This window comes from Pseudoalteromonas sp. APC 3495 (genome assembly GCF_030407645.1).
GTDB classification, from domain to species: Bacteria; Pseudomonadota; Gammaproteobacteria; order Enterobacterales; family Alteromonadaceae; genus Pseudoalteromonas; species Pseudoalteromonas tetraodonis.
This window is the reverse complement of sequence record NZ_JASDDA010000006.1, coordinates 79378-101701: the sequence shown is the minus strand read 5'-3', so window position 1 is coordinate 101701 and position 22324 is coordinate 79378. Positions and strand designations below refer to the sequence as shown.

Sequence of the window (22324 nt, the reverse complement as noted above, 5' to 3'; positions counted from 1 at the left end):
ATCCATCTGATTACTTGCGGCAATAGGTATTGTTAACTAATGTTGTTACTACACATAACACGTTTTTGTTAATACCTTTTAGATTGGCGTGTCGCCTTTACTTTGTTTTAATGAAAATTTGCTCGCAGCTATTTTGGTAAAACATACGCATGAAAATACTTGTTGTTGATGATATGCCGTTAATGCGTCATGTATTAATTAATATGTTAAGGCAGTTAAATTATAAAGATATTGTTGAAGCCACAGATGGGCTTCAAGCATTAAACATACTGCAAAATCAAATGTTTGATTTGGTTATAACAGATCTTCATATGCCTAAAATGGATGGCATTACTTTACTTGATAATATTAGAAAAGATGCCGAGCTGAAAAACCTTCCTGTACTTATGGTGACCTGTGAAGATAGTTCTTCGACTGTCAAAAAAGCGATTAATGCTAAAGTGTCAGGGTTTATCGTAAAGCCTTTTAATATGAATGTGTTATCAGCTCAATTAACCCGTTTATCGATAAAAGCCTAAAGCGAATCGTTTATAAAGTAGAGTTATCTACCGACTGTTTAAAAAATATATTAGCGCAACAGCCATTCATTATTTTCTACCGCTGATGTGATAGCATTATGCTATTAACTAATCGTAAAGTAATTATTGAGGAAGTATGGCTAAGCCCAATAAAAAAGGGCCTACAAAAACGGTCGATATATTTTGTTCTGCGTGTAAGGCACCGTTATTCAAATACCGTAAAGGTGGCAAAGGTGCTTTAGTAAAATGTTTTATAGAAAGAATAACCCAAGATCACACCCATACTGAATGTGTATGCCCAGGCTGTGAACGACCTTTTGCCCGCCCTACAATTATAAGAGGGACCCCAGCCTATAAAATGATTGGTGGCAAAGTCACGTTTAAATAAACGTTTTGTTTATAGTCTAAAGTAGTGAGGGGCGGACATAAGCCCTTGTTTGCTTTTATTTCACTGGTAAACTTCGCTGGTTTTGCTGTTTCAATGATTGAAAAAAACCCTCCCCATGGATTGGGCCAGTCAGTTGGGTTTTAAATTGGAAAAGGATAGACGTGTGATCGCACTTTTATTTGATATTGTTGGTATGAGTGGCACTTTTTTAGTGGTTGGTTCGTTTTTTTTACTGCAACTAAATAAAGTATCGCCAAAAAGTTTGACGTATAATTTAATGAATTTAAGTGGCGCTATTTTGTTACTTATTAGTCTTTGCTATAACTTTAACTTAGCGAGTTTTGTAATTGAAATATTCTGGATCGCAGCCTCATTAATTGGTTTGTATAAGTACTTCAAAGACAAGCCAGCGCTTGCAAAAGCGTAGATTAAGCTAAAACAGCATCCCCTTGCAGGGAATTAAACCGTGAAATATTTTTAGTTTCACGGTTTTTTAGTTTTAATACACTTGTTAACAAAAAGTTTCTTCTGCAAAGACCTATAAATCGATACAATAGTGGCTATTACTTATTATTGGCACCTTGGTGTCATAGGCGTTTATGTTCTCCATCCCTAAAAAAATTATTTTTGCTTGTATTCTGTTAGTGCTGTTATTAGTGGTCACCTTTTCGTTTGGTCGTGCTTATGATTTAGGCCAAGCTAAAATTCAAGCTGACCAACAGGTCATTCAATTAAATAATTATATCGATAACGAACTCGCTCGATTTGCGGCTATCCCTCAGCTGCTAACTGAAAATAATTTATTGATTCGTTTTACTAATAATGAATCACAACACTTTAATGCAATTAATAATTACTTGGCTGATATTCAACAAGCCAGCGGTGCCTCAGATGTATACATACTAGATACTCATGGCGACGTTATTGCCAGTAGCAACTGGCAAACCGACTATACGTTTTTAGGGAGCAACTTTGCATTTCGGCCTTACTTTAAACAAGCTTTTGCCGGAGAAAAGGTCGCCTACTTTGCTCTTGGACAACGCTCGAAAGAACGCGGAATATACTTCTCGCAGGCTATTTACCAAGATGGCAAAGCCATTGGCGTTGTGGCACTAAAAATTAATGTCGCTAAATTTGAAAACGATCGTTCGTTATTAAATACTTCAAAAGGCAGTCATTTTTATTTGCAGCTTGCGGATAAAATTATTGCTATGTCAGATGAGCCAGCATGGCGTTTAAACACGTTTACAGAGCTTGATATTACTACACGTCGCGATATTAAACAGCGCCGTGCTTACTTAGATCATCAACCGTTACAAATAAAGCAGCAGCGCTACAAAAGTCAGGGCATTGAGCAATTTAAAATTGCTAAAGATCAATATGTTGCCGCTTCAAGACCACTGACACACCTAAATGCAACGATGACGGTATTGGTTGATATTTCAAGCATAAATGCATTACAGGTGCCCAGATTGTTATGGCTTGTGTTGTTTTATTGGGTATTTATTTTTGTCGGATATAGCTTATTGGCACGCTTTGCCGGATATAAAAAATTACTGTACTCGCGTCACAGTTTAGAACTTGAAGTATTAGAGCGCACCCAAGCGCTTGAAAAAGCGCAAACAGCACTAGTACAGTCGGCAAAATTAGCCACAATAGGGCAACTAAGTGCGGGTATTAATCATGAAATTAACCAGCCACTGAGCGCCATGAACACTTATTTGGCAAGCGCTAAAATTTTCCTCAAAAAGGGGAAACTCAATGCATTAAGTGAAAATTTAATTATTATTGAGAATTTAGTAGAGCGGGTGCATAAAATAGTGGCGCAGCTTAAACACTTTAGTAAGCCGGCGACAATGCAATTGCGACCACATCCACTGTCGGCGTTATTAAACAATGCGTTGATGATCACCCACCCGCAACTTAAACAAGACGATGTTAACGTCAGTGCTCCGCAGTTTTCGCAAGAGATCACCGTGTGGGTTGATGCATTAAAATTTGAACAAGTACTGGTTAATGTGATCACCAATGCGTCACAAGCAATGAAAGGTGAGCCTAAACGAGAGCTTAGTTTCGATGTTGAATGCTTTGAAGAGCGCGTTAAGCTTTCTATTTTAGATAGTGGTCCAGGTATTGAACACCATGTGCTGGGATCTATTTTTGAACCCTTTTACAGTACCAAGTCAAGTAATGGTTTAGGGCTGGGCTTATCAATATCAAAGCAAATTATTGATTCATTTAATGGTTACTTAACGGCGCACAATCGTCCTCAAGGCGGTGCACAGTTTATTATTAGTTTATCAAGCATAGAGGCCCCAAAAAATGATTGAAGCCGTTGTTTGTAAGCAAGTGGTTGTTATTGATGATGAGGCGATGATCCGTGATTCGTTAAATCAGCTTTTAACCCTCGAAGGGTATGAGGTGCAGTGCTTTAGTGATGCGAGTATTGCTTTAAGCCGTTTAAGTCGCAATTTTTATGGCGTTGTCCTCAGTGATATAAATATGCCAACTATGGATGGTTTAACTTTTATTGAGCAGGTAAAAGCATTCGACAGTGAACTTCCGGTAATATTTTTAACAGGTTATGCCGATGTTTCTGTAGCGGTTAGAGCAATGCAGTTAGGTGCTTATGATCTATTTGAAAAACCCCTGAACGAAAATTTATTAGATTGCATTGCTAGGGCCTCAGACAAACGTGCTTTAGTTATGGAAAACAGAGCTCTGAAGCGTGCGGTTGAAAAGACCTCCGCGCCCGGTGTGCGCATTTTAGGCGAGACCCTTAAAATGCAGCACATGATGAACTTACTCAACACAGTGATTGATACACCCGCAGATGTATTAATTGAAGGTGAAACTGGAACAGGTAAAGAATTGGTTGCCCGTTACTTACATGATCATAGTAACCGTTCAAGCTGTCAGTTTGTGGCTATTAACTGTGGCGCGGTGCCTGAGCAACTAATAGAAAGTGAATTGTTTGGTGCTGTTAGTGGTGCATATACCGGCGCAACACAAGATCGCAAAGGCAAGTTTGAGTTTGCACAAGGGGGCACGGTTTTTTTAGATGAAATTGAAAGCACTCCCTTGTCACTACAAGTTAAATTACTACGGGTGCTTGAAGAGCGAAAAGTTACTCCCGTTGGTGCAAATAAAGCCATTGACCTTGATATTCGTATTGTTGCGGCCACTAAGGTCGATTTACTTTCGTTGGTAGAAAAAGGTGAGTTTAGAGCCGATTTATACTATCGATTGAGTTTAGTTAAAGTCAGCATTCCCGCGTTAAGAGATAGAAAAGCCGATATTCCTTTGTTGTTTAAGCACTTTAGCTCTATTGCGGCCACTCGTTTTCATAAACCTTTAGGTGCGCTTAATATTGAGTTACAACAGCGCCTACTTGCCCATGATTGGCCAGGTAATGTTCGTGAATTAAGAAACCAGGCTGAACGAGCGGTACTACTTGGCCCCGATCTGGCTTTTGCACAGAGTGACTCAAGCAGTAGTGGCTCGTCGTTATCATTGGACTTAAGCCTTGCAGAAAAGGTCAGCTTTTATGAACAGTCTTTAATTGAAGAAGCCTTAGAGCTTAATCATGGCAGTATTAAAGACACCATGGCAACGTTGCAAATCGCGCGCAAAACCCTCTACGATAAAATGAGTAAATATAACCTTAATCGAGATATGTTTACCGATTAGTGGGTGGAAATGGTGATAGTAGGTATTTAAAGTGTGTGGAAATCCGCACATTTTAAAGCTTTTTATCATGGTTTTATTTTTTAAGTCACTGAAATTTATTGTTATTATCTAGTTGGTCATGTTCTTGCTCTACAGTTGTAGACAACAAGTAACATCACATAATTAGGATACATAATGAAAAATAATCTATTCCAAGGTTCAGTACTTGCTGCGTTATGCAGTGCTGCCACACTACCTGTAACAGCGTTTGCTGCAGATTACACTGTGTATGGTAAAGTCGAAGTACAAATTGCCAACACCGATACTGGCATTATGCGTTACGCAGATGAAGGCACACAAATAGATGCCCCTTTTTCGCGTATTGGTATTAAAGGGGACCATAAATTAAATGAGTATTTTACTGCCGTATTTAAATACGAGGTTCAAGTAAAAGGTTTTGAACACGACGATACCAATGAGCCTTTTGCAGCACGTAATACTTACCTTGGCCTAAAAGGTGCGTTTGGTGAAGTGGTCGTAGGGCGAAACGACACGCGTTTTAAATATTCAGAAGGCAAGCTTGATAACTTTAACGAAACCCAAGCAGATATTTCACAAGTTATTGCAGGACAAGATCGCTTAGGCGACACCATTACTTATACCTCTAAATACTGGCACAATGCACAGTTTTCATTTACCTATGCGCCAAAAGATGACAACAAAGATAACGAAGCAGGATTTGCGGCAACCCTGATTTATGGTGACCGTAGTTTAAATAAAACACCATACTCTATTTCAATTAGCCATGTTGACTCACTTAATAACATTAAAGCAAGTCGTATCGCAGGTGTATATAAATTTGAAAAGCTAAAATTAGGTGCGTTATACCAACATTCAGAATCAATTGATGGTACTAAATCAGGTAATGGTTACGTGTTAAGCGCAAGCTACAAGCTAGATAAATGGGTACCTAAAGTACAATTTGCAAAAGATGATTCAAAATTGCGCCAAGCGTCAGACGCTACCCAATGGACTACTGGTGTAGACTACATCTTTGACAAGCAAACCACGGCTTACCTTTTGTACACTGACCTCGACCTAGAAGAAAATGCTGATAACAGTGTTGCGCTTGGTCTTAAATATAAATTTTAAAGGCTGTTAATATGACAAAACGTATTTTAGAAAATAACGCCAATAAAAAGCCGTTTATGCAGTGGCTGTTATTGTTACTTGGCCCATGTGTCATGCTACTTACTTGCTTAGTTGAGCCGCCAGTAGGGATGTCGGCTGCTGCCTTTAAAACTGCAGGCTTAGCATTTTGGATGGCATCGTGGTGGGTAAGTGAAGTTGTGCCCATTCCTGCTACTGCACTACTTCCGTTAGTGATTTCACCTGTAGTAGATATAGCGGCTATAAAAAGTGTTGCAGCTCCTTATGCGCATCCGCTGATCTTTTTATTTTTAGGCGGTTTTTTAATATCAATTGCAATGGAGCGTTGGGGATTACATAAGCGCATTGCATTAAGAACTATGCTTTATGCAGGTAAAAAACCAAGTTTACAAATTTTAGCCATGATGTTAGTGACTGCATTTTTATCAATGTGGATGTCTAATACCGCTACCGCAGTAATGATGTTGCCTATTGCCTTATCTATCACTCATTTAGTTAAAAGCTCAGATCCTAGTAATGAGGGGTTTGGTAAAGCACTTTTACTATCTATTGCTTATGGTGCGAGTATTGGTGGTATTGCTACTTTAATTGGTACTCCTCCGAATGCATTAATGGCTGCATACCTATCAGATAGCTACCAGATTGAAATTGGCTTTGCCCAGTGGATGATAGTTGGTGTGCCATTAGCACTTGGCATGTTAATCATCAGCTGGATTTGGCTAACTAAATTTACCTACAAAGTTGATGCGAATGTACAAGCAAACAAGCGAATTGATACTAAAGCGGTATTCTCTTCACAGCTAAAAGACTTAGGTCTAATGCAACGTGCTGAAAAGGGCGTGTTGTTTGTATTTGTGCTTGCCGCTATTTGTTGGATATTTAGACCTTTATTAGGCGATGTTACCGGGCTTAAAATTTCAGATACCGGTATTGCTATTGCCGCTGCATTATTACTGTTTGTACTACCGGCAAATAAAGGCAGCGATGCGCGTATTTTAGATTGGGAAAGTGCCGCTAAAGTGCCGTGGGGTGTGTTGCTTTTATTTGGTGGCGGATTAACACTTGCCTCGCAAATAAAGTCATCAGGATTAGCTGACTACATTGCCAATATGATTGAAGGGGCGAGTACTATTCCATTAGTAATGAGCATTCTTGTTGTGGTTGCGCTGATTACGTTCTTAACCGAAATAACCAGTAATACGGCAACAGCAGCAGGCTTTTTACCACTGCTAGGCCCCGTTGCTGAGTCAGTAACAGGCAGTCCGTTAGTGTGGGTTATTCCAGCTGCGATTGCGTGTAGTTGTGCGTTTATGATGCCAGTAGCCACACCACCCAATGCGATTGTGTTTGGCTCGGGTGAAATTAAAATGAAAGACATGATCCGTGCTGGCTTTGTGTTAAATATTGTCGCTATTGTTTTAATTACCTTAGTAACAATGACCATAGCAGCCCAAGTTTTTGGTTTTTAATAACCCACTTTAATCAACTAACAAAACAGATAACCGATGCACACAAAAGCAGTGCATCGGTATGCGTTCCAACCAACCTGTTGAGTGTTTTTGCAATCCTTTACCTCGTGTTGCAAAATCACTCTTTATTGCTCGAGTAACAGAACAAGGTTATAGTCTTGAAAACGTTATAAATCGGGTAGCCTATTTTGAACACTTACACATTATCTACAGGGTCTTTGCGTTCGCAATTTAATGAACTAAAGCATGCTTTTGAAGACACCCCTTATTTACCCATTGAGCAACGTCTTGCTTTACTCAAAAAATTACGCGCTAACATTGTAACGTTAGAGCAAGACTTGATTGCTGCAGTATCTAAAGATTTTGGATACCGAACGGCGTTCGATACCTTAGTGGGGGATATTTTGCCCACCATGCAGGGACTTGCGCATATTATTAAAAAGCTACCTCGCTGGTCTAAGCCTAGTCAGCGCAGCGCGGGGTTAAGCTTATGGCCCTCAAAAGTAAGTGTAACCTATCAGCCTATTGGCGTGGTGGGTGTGATTGCACCGTGGAACTATCCTATTCAATTGGCATTGGTGCCGGTCATCACCGCGATTGCAGCGGGTAACAGGATGATGTTAAAGCTCAGTGAATTTACGCCTAACACCAATGCCGTTATTGAAAAAATATTTGCAGGTGAATTAAGCCAACACTGCACAATTATTCAAGGTGGTAGCGACGTGGCAAGTGAGTTTTCATCATTGCCATTTGCGCATTTGCTGTTTACAGGCTCGACTGCCGTTGGCAAGTTAGTTATGGCCGCGGCCAGTAAAAATTTAACGCCGGTAACATTAGAGCTCGGCGGGAAATCGCCCGTTATTGTGTTAGAAAAAGCCGATGTAAATAAAGCCGCGCGTGCTTTATTATTTGGAAAAATGGCCAATGCAGGGCAAATATGTGTAGCGCCTGACTACGTGTTTGTTCCTAAAGCATTGGAGCATCAATTCATTAAAGCGCTTTGTACCCATTATAAAAAACACTTTAAGCAAGGCGTAGAAGGCAAAAACCTGACCTCGATTATTAGCCCTGCACATTATCAACGTTTGCTAGGTTATTTAGAGCAAGCACAAGAGCAAGGCGCTAAAATTACTAAACCGCTTGAACAAAACCAGCAAGATGGCGAAAAGCATCGTATGGGTCTGCATATTGTTACGCACGTAACAGATGAGATGACATTAATGCAAGAAGAGCTATTTGGTCCCATTTTACCCATTATGAGTTACGACAAATTAGAGGACGTGCTTAATTATATTCGATTACGCGACCACCCATTAGCCCTTTACATTTTAGGTCAAGATAAACAGGCGCAACAGTACCTTATTAAGCAAACACTTAGCGGAACAGTTGCGGTAAACGACACATTAATACAAGTAGCTGCCGATGATGTGCCATTTGGTGGCGTGGGGCATTCGGGGATGGGGCATTATCACGGCAAAGAAGGTTTTCTCACCTTTAGCCATGCAAAAAATACCTTAGTCTCTGGCTCGGTTAACCCGCGCATTGGTTTATTACTTAAACAAAATAAATTACTGATCAAAGTGCTAAAGTGGCTTTATGTAAAATAGCCTGTAGCGTTTAAAACAAAAAAGCTGAATGAATCACTTCATTCAGCTTTTTTAATAGCTAACTTAAAACAGGCGTCCTTCGCCAGCATACGTTCCCGCTAAAATTTTGGTATAAATTGCATCGGCTTTTTCTTTGGCCTCAGCTACCTCTTTAGGAAGCATAGTACGTTCATCAAGTTTACGGCTGTGACTGGCTTGCATGTTGCCGTTATACTCGGCAATGGTATTCCACACATACGACATTTCAAGATTTTTTGGCATTCCTAAGCCTTCAAAATACATCAGTGCTAAATTAAACTGCGCCAATGTGTAATTATTAGCAGCGGCTTTTTCATACCATGTTCTGGCGGCTTTATAATCTTGGCTAACACCATCGCCATTTGCGTACATTACACCTAAGTTATACTGTGCTGCGGGAAGGTTCTTATTTGCAGCTTTTTCGAATAAGGTTATGGCCATTTGTTTGTCTAATTTAACGCCATTGCCTTCGTCATATAAAACCGCAAGTGCAAACATTGAATCTACATGGTTCTTTTTAACGGCTTGTTGGTACAGCTCAGCTGCTTTGTAATAATCACGGGTAACGCCATGGCCACCTTCGTATAGCTTACCTAATTCGTAAATACCCGGTGCATAGCCTTTGTCAGCTAAATAATTAAACTCTTTAAGTGCTTCTTCAAATTCACCCGCATTAGCAGCTCTGATCCCTTCTTCTAGTCCAGCATGGGCAAGAGGGGTAGCGAGCATAATACCGGCCAGTAGCAGTGCTTTAAAATTAGACTGTGACATAAGCATGTCTCCAAATTAGTTGTCGTTCTATGTAAGCGCCATAAAAGTAAAACTTACCTAGTGAATCTATTCGGGATAGGTAAAAAATTATGAGCTAAATTAATAACGCCAACGTTTATAACCTAGGTATACAAACGTATTAACAAGTAGCTTTAACTATAGCTCAAAAATTCTAAACTTAAGCATATAGTCATGATATAAATTGCGTTAGCTTGCGATTCTATAGAAAAATGAAAAAAATAAAAGCGAGCAATAGCTTACATAATTACTTATGATGATTTTTGGCAACCAAAGCATCATAAAACGGGGTCTGTTAATGTTAAATAATTTAAAAAATATAAAACTAAGCAAAATTATTTTTATAACCAGTTTATTGTTTATTGCCAGTTGTTCTACTTCCTTTGCTTATAACAACCTTGGTTGGCTGTCTTCGTTTTGGATAGACGATTATGTCGACTTAAACAAAAGCCAATCAACGCAGTTAAAAGTGATTATTAATAACACCCGAGATTGGCATCGAGAGGTTGAGTTACCAAAATATAAAGCCGATTTACTCGACTTAAGGCAGTTGCTCGATAAACAAGCCGATACAGCGCAGTTAATGGCAAAAATAACGCAGGTAAAGCAGCATTGGCGCAATTTACTTTTGTACGCGAGTGATCCCTTAATCGAGCTGGCAAAAACGTTAACTCCATCACAACGCAGTGAAATGATAGAAAACATTCGTGAGCAAATTAATAATGAAATAAAAGAGCACGCTTCATTAACCAAAGAGGAGCATCAGCAGTCTCGTTTAGACAGGCAACTAGACTACTACGAACAATGGCTTGGTAAGCTCACCTCAGAGCAGCGAACGCTAGTGTCACAAGCCAACAGTGAATATATCAGTACCAGCAATTTATGGTATGACTATAAACTAACTCGGTTAGGTGCACTTGAAGCACTGTTTAATCAGCAAACCCTTGATGATGCCCAATTTGCGCAGCAGTTACGCACTATCATTACAGAACGAGAGCTGTTTATGAGTGCTGAACTCATTGAGAGAAATGAGGAAAATTTAAGGGCATACGCACAGTTGCTGGTTAAATTAAATCAAACCTTAAGCCCTAAACAAGTCGCACATGTTGATGAGGAATTTGCTGACTTGGTTGGGACAGTTAATGAGCTGCTTACAGAATAGCTGCATTTAACCAATCCTTTTTGCTTATTTTAAAGGGGGTTGTTAAGCATAAAATTGTGATTATTGCATTTCAGGGGTAATATAAACGATTAGTTTTGATTTAAGTTTTTTATGGATATAGCCGCTCTTAATAGCACAAAAATATTACGTAAGCATGTCTTAAAATGGATGTGTTTATTTTTTGGTTTGTTGTCATTTATTTTTGCTGTGTTTAACCTATCAAAAAATCATTTTTATATTGTAGGCGGCTTAGAGGTGTGTTTTTCCGCACTTTGTTTTTATATTTTTATACAATTGGTTAAAAACAAGCAACGAAACTGGTATGCCATAACGGTTTGTATGACTGTAACGCTAGTTATATTATGTGGAACCTTTTTGGCACCACTTAAAAATGGTCTGTTTTTGTGGGCGTTTTCTTTACCCATTTTGTATTATCTACTTCTTGGTCGAAAATACGGTATTGTGTTATCGGCCACACTTTTGGTTATGCAATCATCAGTGTTGCTTTATAAATTACCAAGCCCTTATTTTTCCTCTTTTAACCTAGCGCTCAACTTACTGTTTATTTATATTATTATATGGGTCATTTCTCATGTTTTTGAAGGAAATAGGGCCGAATTTTCGAAGCGACTTAAAAACTTGGCCTTACTTGATCCTCTCACGGGGGCAGGAAACCGTTTATCTATGAGTCATTATTTTGAAGTGGAGATAAAAGACAAGTCACAGTTGTACTTGTTTTTAATTGATCTTGACCACTTTAAACAAATAAATGATGAATACGGCCATGATGTAGGAGATAAAGTGCTGGTTGAGTTGGCAACTCTATTTAGGATTACTTTCGCAAAAGGGTATGTGTTTAGGGTGGGGGGTGAAGAATTTTCTTTAATGAGCAATTTTGATAGTGCACAATCCGCGCTGGCAATGGCTGAAAATCTTAGACAAGCCGTTGCAAATAAATATATTGAAGCCAATGGTATAACCATAAATTTAACAGCCAGTGTTGGCGTTGTTAAGTACCAACAACAAAATTTGACCGAATTAATAGCGCAAGCAGATAAGCAGCTTTATAAGGCGAAAGATGCAGGGCGCAATGCGGTTTTTTCTGATATTAACCTCTGTGCAGATGCGGCTTAATACATTTGATCAAAATTAGGAATACTGTTCTCCCAAATCGGTCTTTCTTTGCCAATGTATTCACGCACGGCATCAAAAAACAATCGTGTTCTTACCGGTAAATCTCGGTGTGGGTATACAGCATACATTGCACTGTGTTCCATTAATTTTACATCGGTAAGTAAGGGCACTAGTTGCCCATCAATCACTTCTTTATCTAAAATAAATGCCGGCGCTAAAAAGTAGGTGGTGCCAGAGAGAGTTTTCATCAGTAATACTTCTGCATCGTTTGCTCTAAACACACTTTTTATTTTTTGCTCGCAGTGCTCGCCAGTGTGGTTATAGTAATTTATGCCTTCTACCCGCAGTGAGTTGCTGGCATAACTGGCCGCTGGCAATTGTGCCAAATCAGTGATTGTTGTTGGCATACCGTATGTTTCTATAAACGCTGGCGCGGCTAATAGTAACAAACGATTACGGGCAATTTTACGAGCAATTAATGATGAGTCTTTGGGTTCACCCACTCTAAACGCTAAATCAAATCCTTCAGATACAATATCAACCAGTCGGTCATCTAAACGCAGTTCTACTTCCACTTGTGGAAAGCGTTTTTGGAAATCGTTGATCACTGGCTGTAAGTAGCGTCGACCTATTAAAGTCGATGCGGTCACTTTTAATACGCCGCGAGGCTCTTGGTGGTAGTTTTCTGCCATGCGCACCGTTTCGCCAAGCAGGCTTCGCAGCTCACCCGCTTTTTTTATCATTTCAGCGCCCGCTGCTGTAAGAGAGAATGAGCGGGTTGTTCTGTTTAATAGTCTTACCCCAAGTTCATCCTCTAACCGACTAATTTGCTTAGAGATCACTGAGCGGTCAATATTTCGTATTTCGGCTGCTTTTGCAAATGAGCCTTGCTCTACCACTTCAAGCAGCATTAATAGTCGACTGGTTGTATCCATTATTTCATCACTTAGTGAGTATTGATGCCATTTTGGCACTAATGAATTTAAAAATCTATTGTTTTTGTCATCAAGTTTGTTCCGTATTATGCAATGCTAAATTAAAAGGAGCGTCGTTATGAACAAACACTTAATTGCTACAGCACTATCTGTTGCATTAATCACACTGGCCGGTTGTGCCGATGAAAGTACAGCGCAATCAGCCCCCGCACAGCAACAACAAGCTATTGATGTAGCCGAAGTCTTGGTTAAGCCAGTTCAAAGTTGGCATACCTATACAACACGCTTAGAGTCACCGCAGAAAGTGGCATTAATGCCGCGTGTATCCGGCATTATTGAGCAAATTGAATTTAAAGAAGGGGATAGCGTTAAACAAGGCGATGTATTATTTCGTTTAGACGATCGCTCATTCGCTGCAACCGTTGACAGTTTAAGCGCTCAGGTAAAAAGTGCTCAAGCAGCACTTGAACAAGCAAAAAGCGAAGCATCGCGTGCTGTACGCTTAACTGAGCGAAAAGCCATTTCGACTGAGCAAGCACAAGCGCGTACATCGACTTTACGTCAGCGTGAAGCACAACTTGCTGCACTGCAAGCGCAGCTTAAAGCTGCAAAGCTCGATCTAGAGTTTACGTCAGTGGTTTCTCCTATTGATGGCGTGATTTCTCGCGCAAATATTACCAAAGGTAACAACGTACTTGCAGGGCAAAGCGTGCTTACTTCAATTGTTTCTAATGACAAAATGTACGCTTACTTTGATGTCGATGAACGTACTTGGAATAGCGCATTTGACGAAGTAACAGCTGCAAGCAAACAGCCTGTTGTAATGCAAAAAGTAGGGCAAGACGATTTTAACTATAGCGGCCATATTAACTTTATAGATAATCAAATTAACGCATCTACAGGCACTTTACGCGTTCGTGCGGTATTTGATGATCGCAGTAACGAGCTGCGTTCGGGCTCATTTGCACGCATTAAGTTAGCTGCTAATGCAGTGCGTGAAACTGTCATTATTCCAGACAGAGCCATAGGCACAGATTTAAAAAATCGCTTTGTGTTAACGGTAGGCGAAAATAATGTGCTGCAATATAAATTGGTTACTGTAGGTGAGCGCTATGGATCGTTACGAGCCATCACATCAGGACTTGAGCAAGGCGATATTATTGCTGTAAACGGCCCTGCTCGTGTAGGACCCGGTATGCCGATATCACCAAATAAAGTGGCAATTAATACCCAAGGCGTGGCATTTACGCTAAGTGCTAACCCTGCCGATTTAGTTGCTAAGCAATAAGGTTATTAGATGAAATTTTCACACTTTTTTATACAGCGACCGATTTTTGCGGCCATGCTGTCGTTGATTATTTTAATTGCAGGTAGCATTTCATTATTTCAGCTGCCTGTCAGTGAATACCCAGAAGTCGTACCACCGACAGTGGTTGTGACTGCCAGTTATCCAGGTGCGAACCCGACGGTTATTGCACAAACAGTGGCAACACCGCTTGAGCAAGAAATAAATGGCACCGAAAACATGCTGTATATGTTTTCACAAGCAACCAGTGACGGACGTATGACGCTCACTGTGACATTTGCGTTAGGCACTGATTTAGACCGTGCCCAAGTGCAAGTGCAAAACCGAGTAAATAGTGCGCTGCCGCGTTTGCCACAAGAAGTGCAACGTTTAGGGGTTGTTGCTGAAAAATCATCACCCGATTTAACCATGGTGGTGCATTTATATTCACCCCAAAACAGCCATGACACCGCGTATTTATCAAATTATGCCGATTTAAATATTAAAGATGAAATAGCGCGTTTACCTGGTGTGGGTGATATTCGTTTATTTGGTGGTGGTAAATATGCAATGCGAGTTTGGCTTAACCCCGATGCGCTAGCATCACGTGAGCTTACTGCAAGTGACGTGGTCAATGCACTACGCTCGCAAAATCAGCAAGTTGCAGCAGGTAGTTTAGGTGCGCAACCGATTTCAAATGACAGTCAGTTCCAAATTCTATTAAACGTCAAAGGACGCCTTAATAGCATTGAAGAGTTTAAACAAGTCATTATTAAAGTTGGGGAGCAAGGGCAGCTTACCCGTTTGTCAGACGTGGCACGTGTTGATTTAGGCCAAGATTCTTATGCATTGCGTGCTGAGCTTGATAATCAACCCGCTTTAGCGATGCCAATATTTCAACGCCCAGGGTCAAATGCCATTGAGCTCTCTGATCAGGTGCGTGAAACCATGGCTCGTTTATCAAAAGACTTTCCTGCAGGTGTTGAATACGACATTGTTTATGATCCAACGGTATTTGTTCGTGGTTCAATTGATGCGGTAATCGCCACTTTACTCGAAGCAATCGTGCTGGTGGTGATTGTGGTTATTGTGTTCTTACAAACCTGGCGCGCGTCTATTATTCCGTTAATTGCGGTGCCTATTTCACTCATTGGTACGTTTGCCGTAATGCAGTGGCTTGGAGTGTCTATTAATACCTTATCGCTATTTGGTTTAGTACTGGCAATCGGTATTGTGGTTGATGACGCAATTGTGGTCGTAGAAAATGTTGAGCGAAATATAGAAGATGGCTTATCACCGCTTGAAGCCACCCGCGTGGCAATGACGGAAGTAACCGGCCCTATTATTGCGATTGCATTAGTATTATGTGCGGTATTTATTCCGACGGCTTTTATTACTGGGCTTTCAGGGCAGTTTTATAAACAATTTGCATTAACCATTACGATTTCAACGGTAATTTCGGCGTTTAACTCATTAACGCTGTCGCCAGCACTGGCCGCTTTATTGTTAAAATCACATGATGCCGAGCCTGATGCGTTTACCCGCGTGCTTAATAAATTATTTGGCCGTTGGTTATTTCAACCTTTTAACCGCGTGTTTGACCGTGGTGCTAAAGGGTATGAAAAGCTGGTACAAAAGCTTATTCGTATGAGTGTTGTGGTTATGGTTGCGTATATTGCTTTAGTTGGCGGTACGATTAAATTGTTTGATGCAGTACCGGGTGGGTTTATTCCACAACAAGATAAGCAATACTTAGTCGCTATTGCGCAGTTACCTGACGCTGCCAGTTTAGACCGTACAGAAGCGGTGGTAAAACAAATGCAGCAAATTGCATTAGAGGTCCCTGGGGTTGCGAACACGGTAGCGTTTCCTGGTCTTTCAGTGAATGGTTTTACTAATAGCCCAAATAGCGGCATCGTATTTACGCCACTGGCGCCTTTTGCAGAGCGTACTGATCCGAGTATGTCGGCTTCGGCTATTGCAGCGCAACTAAACCAACGTTTTGCGGCCATTGATGAAGCCTTTGTCGCTGTGTTTCCACCACCGCCAATTCAAGGCCTTGGCACCACAGGCGGCTTTAAACTGCAAATAGAAGATAGAGCTAACAAAGGCTTTGAAGCCTTATTTAACAGTTTGCAATCAGTGATTGCTGCGGCGCAAAAAGATCCGGCGTTAATGGGGCTGTATTCAAGCTTTAGAATTCAAGTGCCACAAATGGATATTGATATTGACCGCGAGCAAGCGCTTATTCAAGGTATTCCATTAGATGAAGTGTTTAACTCGTTACAAATTTATTTAGGCTCAGTGTATGTAAACGACTTTAATTTATTTGGCCGTACTTACCAGGTTAATGCCCAAGCTGATGCTGATTTTAGGGTAGACCCAGAGCAAATACTAAACCTAAAAGTGCGTAATCGTGCCGGTAATATGGTGCCGTTAGGCTCAGTATTAACGGTAACGCCTACTATTGGTCCTGATCGTGTAATGCATTACAACGGCTACCCAAGTGCAGAGCTTAATGGCAGCCCAGCGCCCGGTTATAGTTCTGATCAAGCGCAATTGGCGATTGAAGCTGTACTAGCAAAAACATTGCCTACTGGTATTGAATATGAGTGGACTGAGGTAACGTACCAGCAAGTATTAGCCGGTAATACCATGGTGTATGTATTCCCTCTGGTTGTATTGCTGGTGTTTATGGTACTGGCCGCACAGTATGAAAGCTTACGTTTACCACTGGCCATTATTTTAATTGTACCTATGACTATTTTCTCAGCGTTATTAGGAGTGTGGTTTGTAGGTTCAGACAACAACATATTTACCCAAATAGCGTTGATTGTACTGGTCGCATTGGCTTCTAAAAATGCCATCCTTATGGTGGAATTTGCTAAAGATAAGCATGACACCGGATTATCGCACCTTGAGGCGATGTTAGCGGCGTGTCGATTACGTTTACGCCCAATTTTAATGACATCAATTGCCTTTACCGCAGGTGTTATACCGCTTGTATTGGCAACCGGTGCTGGGGCAGAAATGCGCCATGCCATGGGTAATGCGGTGTTCTCGGGCATGATTGGGGTAACTGTGTTTGGACTATTATTTACACCGGTGTTTTATATGCTGGTGGTAAAAAAGCCGCGCGTTGAGGAGTCTTCACATGACTAAATTTAACCTAAGCGCCCTTAAATTATCGCCATGGCTGAGTTCTGTATTAGCGGTTGCTGTGTTATCAGGTTGTGCGAGTAAAATTGACACAGCCGCTCAGCAACAACAGGTTAATGAGTTTGTTGCCAAGGCAATATCTGCAGAGCAATTTATGGGTGAAGATGAGCAAAACTGGTGGCACAAGCTGGGCTCAGCGCAGCTAAACCAACTGGTGAGCAACGCACTTGCTAATAATTACGACTTACAAACTAGTCAGCTGGTATTAAAAAGCGCTTTGGCGCGTATTGGCGAGCAACAAGCGCAATACTTACCGCAAGGCGGTGTTGCGGTTGGTGCAAAGCGAAGCGGGCTAGGCAATACCAATAGCAGACAATCAAGTGCGAATATAGCACTTGATTGGCAGCTCGACTTATTTGGTCGAATTACTGCGTTAGTCGATGCCGCGAATTCACAAGCAATGAGCCAAGCTGAGCAAGTTAGGTTATTGCAAATTGAAGTGGTGTCGGCTGTGGTTAAAGGCTTTGTGAGTTATCAAGGTAATCTGCAAAAGCAGCAAATTATTGAGATGCAAATAGAAGCGCTTGAACAAAGCATTCAAGTGCTACAGGCCCAAGTTGATGAAGGTGTGGCGAATGAGCTCGACTTAAACCGCACTATGGCGCAACTTAGACAGCAGCAAGCCTTGGTGCCGGCAATTGAATATGCCAAGTACCGTGACTTATCTACTTTGGCCGTATTAAGCGCGCAAACTACGCAATCACTGAGTATTAATGATGAACGTACTATATTAACTAAGGCATTTGCGGTGTCATTGGCAAAGCCTAATGATGCAATAGCATTAAGACCTGATATAAGTCGTGCTTTATTTGATTTTAGCCAAGCAAATAGCCTGAGTGTAGCAGCCAGCAAAGCTTTATTGCCGGATATTAGCTTAAGCGGCTTTGCAGGCGTGTTAAGTTTAGAGAGCAACGGTTTTAGTGATACCCAGCAGCAATGGCAAGTAGCGCCGCAATTGCAGTGGTCATTATTAAGTTACCCTGCGCTTTTAGCACAACGCGATGCGCAGCAGTTTTTAAGCCAAGCGGCGTATACCGATTACCAACAAGTGGTATTAAAAGCGATTAACGAGAGTGAACTTTCTCTGCAATTATTGGTCAATCAAGCACAGCAATCGCGCTTTGCTAATGAGCGTTATCAATTTGCTAATAATGCATTTTTACAAGCACAAGCAATGTACGAAGAAGGGCAAATTCCTTACTTAGAGTTGTTAGATGCGCGTCAGGATGTTTTAATAGCACAAGAAAATGCCGTTGATTCAACTATTTCATCGCTACTTGCCAAAGTAAATGCCTACCAGTCATTTAATGGGCGATGGAGTTACGCGTTAAGTAATACTAACAAGTAGAGTTTTTGATGCCTAATACTGCAGATACAAACCCAAATACTATTCCTACATTAATGCGCTCTATTGTGTTAAATGAGCCCAATGAGGATATTAACTTATCGGATACTCAGTTACCTGTGCCTCAGTGCACAGGGAATGAGTTATTAGTAAAAGTAGAGTACGTTGGTTTAAACCCGGTGGATGCACAATTTGCCAAGTCTGGCTTTTGTACGTGGCAATACCCGCATGTTTTAGGCTTGGATGCAGTGGGAACAGTGGTTAAAGCGGGTAAAGGTATTTTTCCGGGGGTAGGGGAGCGTGTTATGTGGCACGCCAGCGTAGGTGAGCAAGGGGTACTGAGCGAATACGCAAAAGTACCTAATTATGCGGTGTCTATTATTCCCAAGCAATTAGCCAGTGAAAAAGCTGCAACTTTACCCTGCGCCGGAATGGCGGCATTGATCAGCTTAGATAAACTATCAGTAACGGAGGGCGATACACTTTTTGTTGAAGGTGGTGCTGGCGCTGTAGGGCAATTTGCTATTCAGTTTGCCAAGCAGCGCGGTGCAGATGTATTTACCACCGCCTCTAAGCGCAATCATAAGTTAGTTAAGCAACTCGGCGCCGATGTGGTCTTTGATTACAACGATAAAGCCTTATGTGACAAAATTCGTCGAGAGTTAGGTCCGCAAGGGTTTGACGCTGTTATTGATATTATGGGTGGGGAATCGACCATTCAAAATATCGAACTAATGCGTTTTTGTGGTCGTATTGCTTGTTTAAATCCACTCCCTAACTTCGAACAGCAGCTAATGTATCGGCGTGCGCCTAATATTAGTATTGTCTCCTTAGGAGGCGCGTGGTTGGCCAACAGCCTCTGTGCGCAGCAGCGGATGAGCTTTATGGGTAATTTGTTGCTTGAAACGGTAGCAAATGGCGAGATAATTCCTCCAGAAGTTTTAGCTGTTGATTTTAATGCAAACGCTGTTTCGGCTGCACTAAATAACCAGTTAGCAGGTGGTTTTACTGGCAAACAGGTAGTTAAAATAAGTTAGATTCGATTTAATCTCTCGCTTTTAAAAAACGCAGCCTAATTTTAGGCTGCGTTTTTTTGTTTCTACTTTATTACCAAATCCGTATTTGCGGCGCCAACAACCAGAATTATTAAATTTTTAACAAAAAAAATAACAATTCAGCGTACAGGTGTAAGCCTTTTTATTTCAACAGTTTACGTTCAGGTAAAGAAAATAAATTGCAAAAACTGTTAATTAATTGAATAGAGTAATTGATCTAAAGCGATTTTTATGACGTAATGTAGGTATTATTTATCTGGTCGGATGAGTTCGTTATGAGTTTACGTACAAAATTAAAAAAAGTATTACCAAGCATTTCAGTTACTGAGCAAGAAGCGCTAGACGCTGGCGATGTATGGCTAGAAGGGTCTATCTATCGAGGTAAACCAGATTTCAGCGCGCTACGCGATGTACCTGCGGCAAAATTAACCGCAGACGAGCAAGCGTTTCTAGACGGCCCAGTACAAGAACTACTTGGCATGATTGATGATTCAGTCATTCAAAATGGTATTCATTTACCAAACGACATTTTAGAGTTTTTGAAAAAAGAGCGTTTCTTCTCGCTGATCATCCCTAAATCGTTTGGCGGTTTAGAGTTCAGCCCATACGCTAACTCAACAATTGTAGGTACAATTGCTACTAAAAGCTCAGCGGTTGCGGTAACCGTAATGGTACCAAACTCGTTAGGCCCGGGTGAGTTACTTCTTCACTTTGGTACAGAGGAGCAACAGGCACACTACTTACCACGTCTTGCAAATGGTACAGACATTCCATGTTTTGCATTAACAAGCCCAGAAGCAGGCTCTGATGCAGGCGGTATTCCAGATGTAGGTACCGTAACTAAAGGTATGTACAAAGGCGAAGAAGTACTTGGTTTAGAAATTACGTGGGACAAACGCTACATTACTCTAGCACCTATTGCTACTGTACTTGGTTTAGCGTTTAAAGTGGTTGACCCTGATGGTTTACTAGGTGGTAAAGAAAACCTAGGTATTACCTGTGCACTTATTCCAAAAGAGCACCCTGGTGTAGAACTTGGTAACCGTCATGATCCTATGGGTATCCGTTTTTACAACGGTACTACACGTGGTAACAAAGTATTTGTACCAATGGACTTTATTATCGGTGGTCAGAAAAACATCGGTCGCGGTTGGCAAATGCTAGTTAGCTGTTTAGGCGCAGGGCGTGGTATTTCATTACCAGCACTGGGCGTAAGTACTGCCCAAGTTGCATTTAAATCAGCTTCTGAGTACGCAGCAGTGCGTGAACAGTTTGGTTTATCAATTGGTCAATTTGAAGGTATTCAAGAAAAGCTAGCTGACATTGCAGGTAAAACATACCTACAAGAAGCAATGCGTGTACTGACAACTGAAGGTTTAGGCATGGGCTTAAAACCATCGGTAGTGACTGCAATCGCTAAATACCATATGACAGAGCTTGGTCGTGATGTGCTTGACTCAGCAATGGATATTCAAGCAGGTAAAGCGATTCAAAACGGTCCACAAAATACATTAGCGAGTGGTTATGTAGCGCAGCCTATTGCCATTACGGTAGAAGGTGCAAACATTCTGACTCGTAACCTGATGATATTTGGCCAAGGTGTTATGCGTTGTCACCCATACTTACAATCTATGGTTGAGTCTATCCACAGCGATGACAAAAACGCAGATGCAGAATTTAATGGTATTTTACGTAAAACAATTGGCTACAGTACAGCAAATAGCTTACGTGCATTCCGTTTAGGTGTATTACCGTTTACTGCTGGTGCAAACTCGGCACTACCAGAAGTACGTGACTACGAAAAAGCAGTTCATAAACTATCAGCTAAATTAGCTGTATATGCTGACTTCTCGTTACTAGTACTTGGCGGTAAGTTAAAGCAAGCTGAAATGCTTTCAGCACGTTTAGGCGATGTAATGAGCTTCTTGTATGCAGCTATGGCATCTATTAAGTATTACGAGCAAAAAGTAGCAAGTAGTGAGCGCGAGCAAGCGGCTCCTTACTTCCATTATGCGACTCGTTTTGCACTACAAAGTGCAGAAGAAGCATTGCACAAGTTCTTAGACAACTTCCCTGCAAGTGGTACTCGTAAGTTCATTCGTTTCATTACTATGAACTACTCAACTAAAATGCCAAAAATTAGCGATGATTTAATTCGTGAATTAGCAAAACAAGCTCAGCTTGATACGGCATTTAAAGCGCAAATCACACATTTAGTTAAGCCAATTGAAGGTGATGGTCATCACATCAATGAGCAAGCTTACAAAGCTAAAATGGAGTCACTTGAGCTATTAGCTAAAGTGAAAAAAGCGCTACGTGCTAAAACCTTTAAGCCGGGTACGCGTTTTTCAATCACGCTTGAAAATGCACTTGCTGCAAAAGTAATTAACGACGCTGAATTTGTTCAGTTAAGTGATTACAACAAAAAGCGTGAAAAAGCGATTCGTGTTGATGAGTTCGACTTCGATATGAACATTCTAGACGACAACGCACAGCCAGTTAATCCGCTTAAAAGCGTGGTTAACCAATAAAATTCAATAATGCAAAGCGCCTGCAGTTTA

The 22324-nt window shown here is 41.0% G+C and carries 17 protein-coding genes; 15 read left to right on the top strand and 2 right to left on the bottom strand.

Annotated features, from left to right (window positions below; translation table 11 throughout):
- Positions 1-149 precede the first annotated feature (149 nt).
- The 8 genes from QL984_RS04095 (at position 150) to QL984_RS04060 (ending at position 8821) form a co-directional block, all read left to right on the top strand.
- Complete coding sequence (locus QL984_RS04095) at positions 150-518, top strand: response regulator (RefSeq protein ID WP_058155943.1); 369 nt, start codon at positions 150-152, stop codon at positions 516-518.
- A gap of 136 nt (positions 519-654) precedes the next feature.
- Entirely contained in the window at positions 655-906 is a 252-nt protein-coding gene (locus tag QL984_RS04090) for a hypothetical protein (RefSeq protein WP_013463170.1), read from the top strand.
- Positions 907-1069: 163 nt separating this feature from the next.
- Entirely contained in the window at positions 1070-1333 is a 264-nt protein-coding gene (locus QL984_RS04085; RefSeq protein WP_010389010.1) for a hypothetical protein, read from the top strand.
- A gap of 172 nt (positions 1334-1505) precedes the next feature.
- A complete protein-coding gene (locus QL984_RS04080; RefSeq protein ID WP_036954933.1) occupies positions 1506-3236 on the top strand; it encodes an ATP-binding protein in 1731 nt (576 codons plus the stop codon).
- Positions 3229-4596 (top strand): sigma-54 dependent transcriptional regulator, encoded by a 1368-nt coding sequence (locus QL984_RS04075; RefSeq protein WP_036954930.1) that lies wholly within the window; start codon positions 3229-3231, stop codon positions 4594-4596. Before QL984_RS04080 ends, QL984_RS04075 begins: the two co-directional genes overlap by 8 nt.
- A 174-nt stretch (positions 4597-4770) precedes the next feature.
- Entirely contained in the window at positions 4771-5727 is a 957-nt protein-coding gene (locus QL984_RS04070) for a porin (RefSeq protein ID WP_138764055.1), read from the top strand.
- An 11-nt stretch (positions 5728-5738) separates the two neighbouring features.
- Positions 5739-7214, top strand: coding sequence for a DASS family sodium-coupled anion symporter (locus QL984_RS04065; RefSeq protein ID WP_016899695.1), 1476 nt, complete (start codon positions 5739-5741; stop codon positions 7212-7214).
- Between the two features lie 188 nt (positions 7215-7402).
- A complete protein-coding gene (locus QL984_RS04060; RefSeq protein WP_036954927.1) occupies positions 7403-8821 on the top strand; it encodes a coniferyl aldehyde dehydrogenase in 1419 nt (472 codons plus the stop codon).
- A 63-nt stretch (positions 8822-8884) separates the two neighbouring features.
- On the opposite strand, the gene QL984_RS04055 is transcribed toward QL984_RS04060, so the two are convergent.
- Positions 8885-9610 (bottom strand): tetratricopeptide repeat protein, encoded by a 726-nt coding sequence (locus tag QL984_RS04055; protein WP_013463177.1) that lies wholly within the window; start codon positions 9608-9610, stop codon positions 8885-8887.
- A 316-nt stretch (positions 9611-9926) separates the two neighbouring features.
- Between QL984_RS04055 and QL984_RS04050 the strand changes: the two genes are divergently transcribed.
- Both QL984_RS04050 and QL984_RS04045 read left to right on the top strand, forming a co-directional pair.
- A complete protein-coding gene (locus tag QL984_RS04050; RefSeq protein ID WP_016899697.1) occupies positions 9927-10790 on the top strand; it encodes a DUF6279 family lipoprotein in 864 nt (287 codons plus the stop codon).
- 111 nt (positions 10791-10901) lie between these two features.
- Positions 10902-11924, top strand: coding sequence for a GGDEF domain-containing protein (locus QL984_RS04045; RefSeq protein ID WP_016899698.1), 1023 nt, complete (start codon positions 10902-10904; stop codon positions 11922-11924).
- Here QL984_RS04045 and QL984_RS04040 read toward each other — a convergent pair.
- Entirely contained in the window at positions 11921-12859 is a 939-nt protein-coding gene (locus QL984_RS04040) for a LysR family transcriptional regulator (RefSeq protein ID WP_008112392.1), read from the bottom strand. The two genes, QL984_RS04045 and QL984_RS04040, sit on opposite strands and share 4 nt — an antisense overlap.
- A gap of 118 nt (positions 12860-12977) precedes the next feature.
- On the opposite strand from QL984_RS04040, the gene QL984_RS04035 reads away from it, so the two are divergent.
- From QL984_RS04035 to QL984_RS04015, 5 genes are all read left to right on the top strand, one after another.
- Positions 12978-14147: an efflux RND transporter periplasmic adaptor subunit gene (locus tag QL984_RS04035; protein ID WP_028834103.1), complete on the top strand. Its 1170-nt coding sequence runs from the start codon at positions 12978-12980 to the stop codon at positions 14145-14147.
- 9 nt (positions 14148-14156) lie between these two features.
- Entirely contained in the window at positions 14157-17306 is a 3150-nt protein-coding gene (locus tag QL984_RS04030; protein WP_016899700.1) for a multidrug efflux RND transporter permease subunit, read from the top strand.
- Positions 17299-18711, top strand: a complete 1413-nt coding sequence (locus QL984_RS04025; protein ID WP_016899701.1) for a TolC family protein — start codon at positions 17299-17301, stop codon at positions 18709-18711. The genes QL984_RS04030 and QL984_RS04025 overlap by 8 nt, the downstream gene beginning before the upstream one ends.
- Positions 18712-18719: 8 nt before the next feature.
- Positions 18720-19745, top strand: coding sequence for a zinc-binding dehydrogenase (locus QL984_RS04020; RefSeq protein ID WP_016899702.1), 1026 nt, complete (start codon positions 18720-18722; stop codon positions 19743-19745).
- Positions 19746-20038: 293 nt separating this feature from the next.
- The gene (locus QL984_RS04015) at positions 20039-22294 is read left to right on the top strand and encodes an acyl-CoA dehydrogenase (RefSeq protein WP_016899703.1); all 2256 of its coding nucleotides are present in this window, start codon (positions 20039-20041) and stop codon (positions 22292-22294) included.
- The last annotated feature ends 30 nt before the right edge of the window (positions 22295-22324 follow it).

Bases quoted from the DNA above. Each gene is read 5' to 3' on its own strand.
- QL984_RS04095 (WP_058155943.1), top strand. From the start codon at position 150: ATGAAAATACTTGTTGTTGATGATATGCCGTTAATGCGTCATGTATTA.
- QL984_RS04090 (WP_013463170.1), top strand. From the start codon at position 655: ATGGCTAAGCCCAATAAAAAAGGGCCTACAAAAACGGTCGATATATTT.
- QL984_RS04080 (WP_036954933.1), top strand. From the start codon at position 1,506: ATGTTCTCCATCCCTAAAAAAATTATTTTTGCTTGTATTCTGTTAGTG.
- QL984_RS04075 (WP_036954930.1), top strand. From the start codon at position 3,229: ATGATTGAAGCCGTTGTTTGTAAGCAAGTGGTTGTTATTGATGATGAG.
- QL984_RS04070 (WP_138764055.1), top strand. From the start codon at position 4,771: ATGAAAAATAATCTATTCCAAGGTTCAGTACTTGCTGCGTTATGCAGT.
- QL984_RS04065 (WP_016899695.1), top strand. From the start codon at position 5,739: ATGACAAAACGTATTTTAGAAAATAACGCCAATAAAAAGCCGTTTATG.
- QL984_RS04055 (WP_013463177.1), bottom strand. From the start codon at position 9,610: ATGTCACAGTCTAATTTTAAAGCACTGCTACTGGCCGGTATTATGCTC.
- QL984_RS04050 (WP_016899697.1), top strand. From the start codon at position 9,927: ATGTTAAATAATTTAAAAAATATAAAACTAAGCAAAATTATTTTTATA.
- QL984_RS04045 (WP_016899698.1), top strand. From the start codon at position 10,902: ATGGATATAGCCGCTCTTAATAGCACAAAAATATTACGTAAGCATGTC.
- QL984_RS04040 (WP_008112392.1), bottom strand. From the start codon at position 12,859: ATGGATACAACCAGTCGACTATTAATGCTGCTTGAAGTGGTAGAGCAA.
- QL984_RS04035 (WP_028834103.1), top strand. From the start codon at position 12,978: ATGAACAAACACTTAATTGCTACAGCACTATCTGTTGCATTAATCACA.
- QL984_RS04030 (WP_016899700.1), top strand. From the start codon at position 14,157: ATGAAATTTTCACACTTTTTTATACAGCGACCGATTTTTGCGGCCATG.
- QL984_RS04025 (WP_016899701.1), top strand. From the start codon at position 17,299: ATGACTAAATTTAACCTAAGCGCCCTTAAATTATCGCCATGGCTGAGT.
- QL984_RS04020 (WP_016899702.1), top strand. From the start codon at position 18,720: ATGCCTAATACTGCAGATACAAACCCAAATACTATTCCTACATTAATG.
- QL984_RS04015 (WP_016899703.1), top strand. From the start codon at position 20,039: ATGAGTTTACGTACAAAATTAAAAAAAGTATTACCAAGCATTTCAGTT.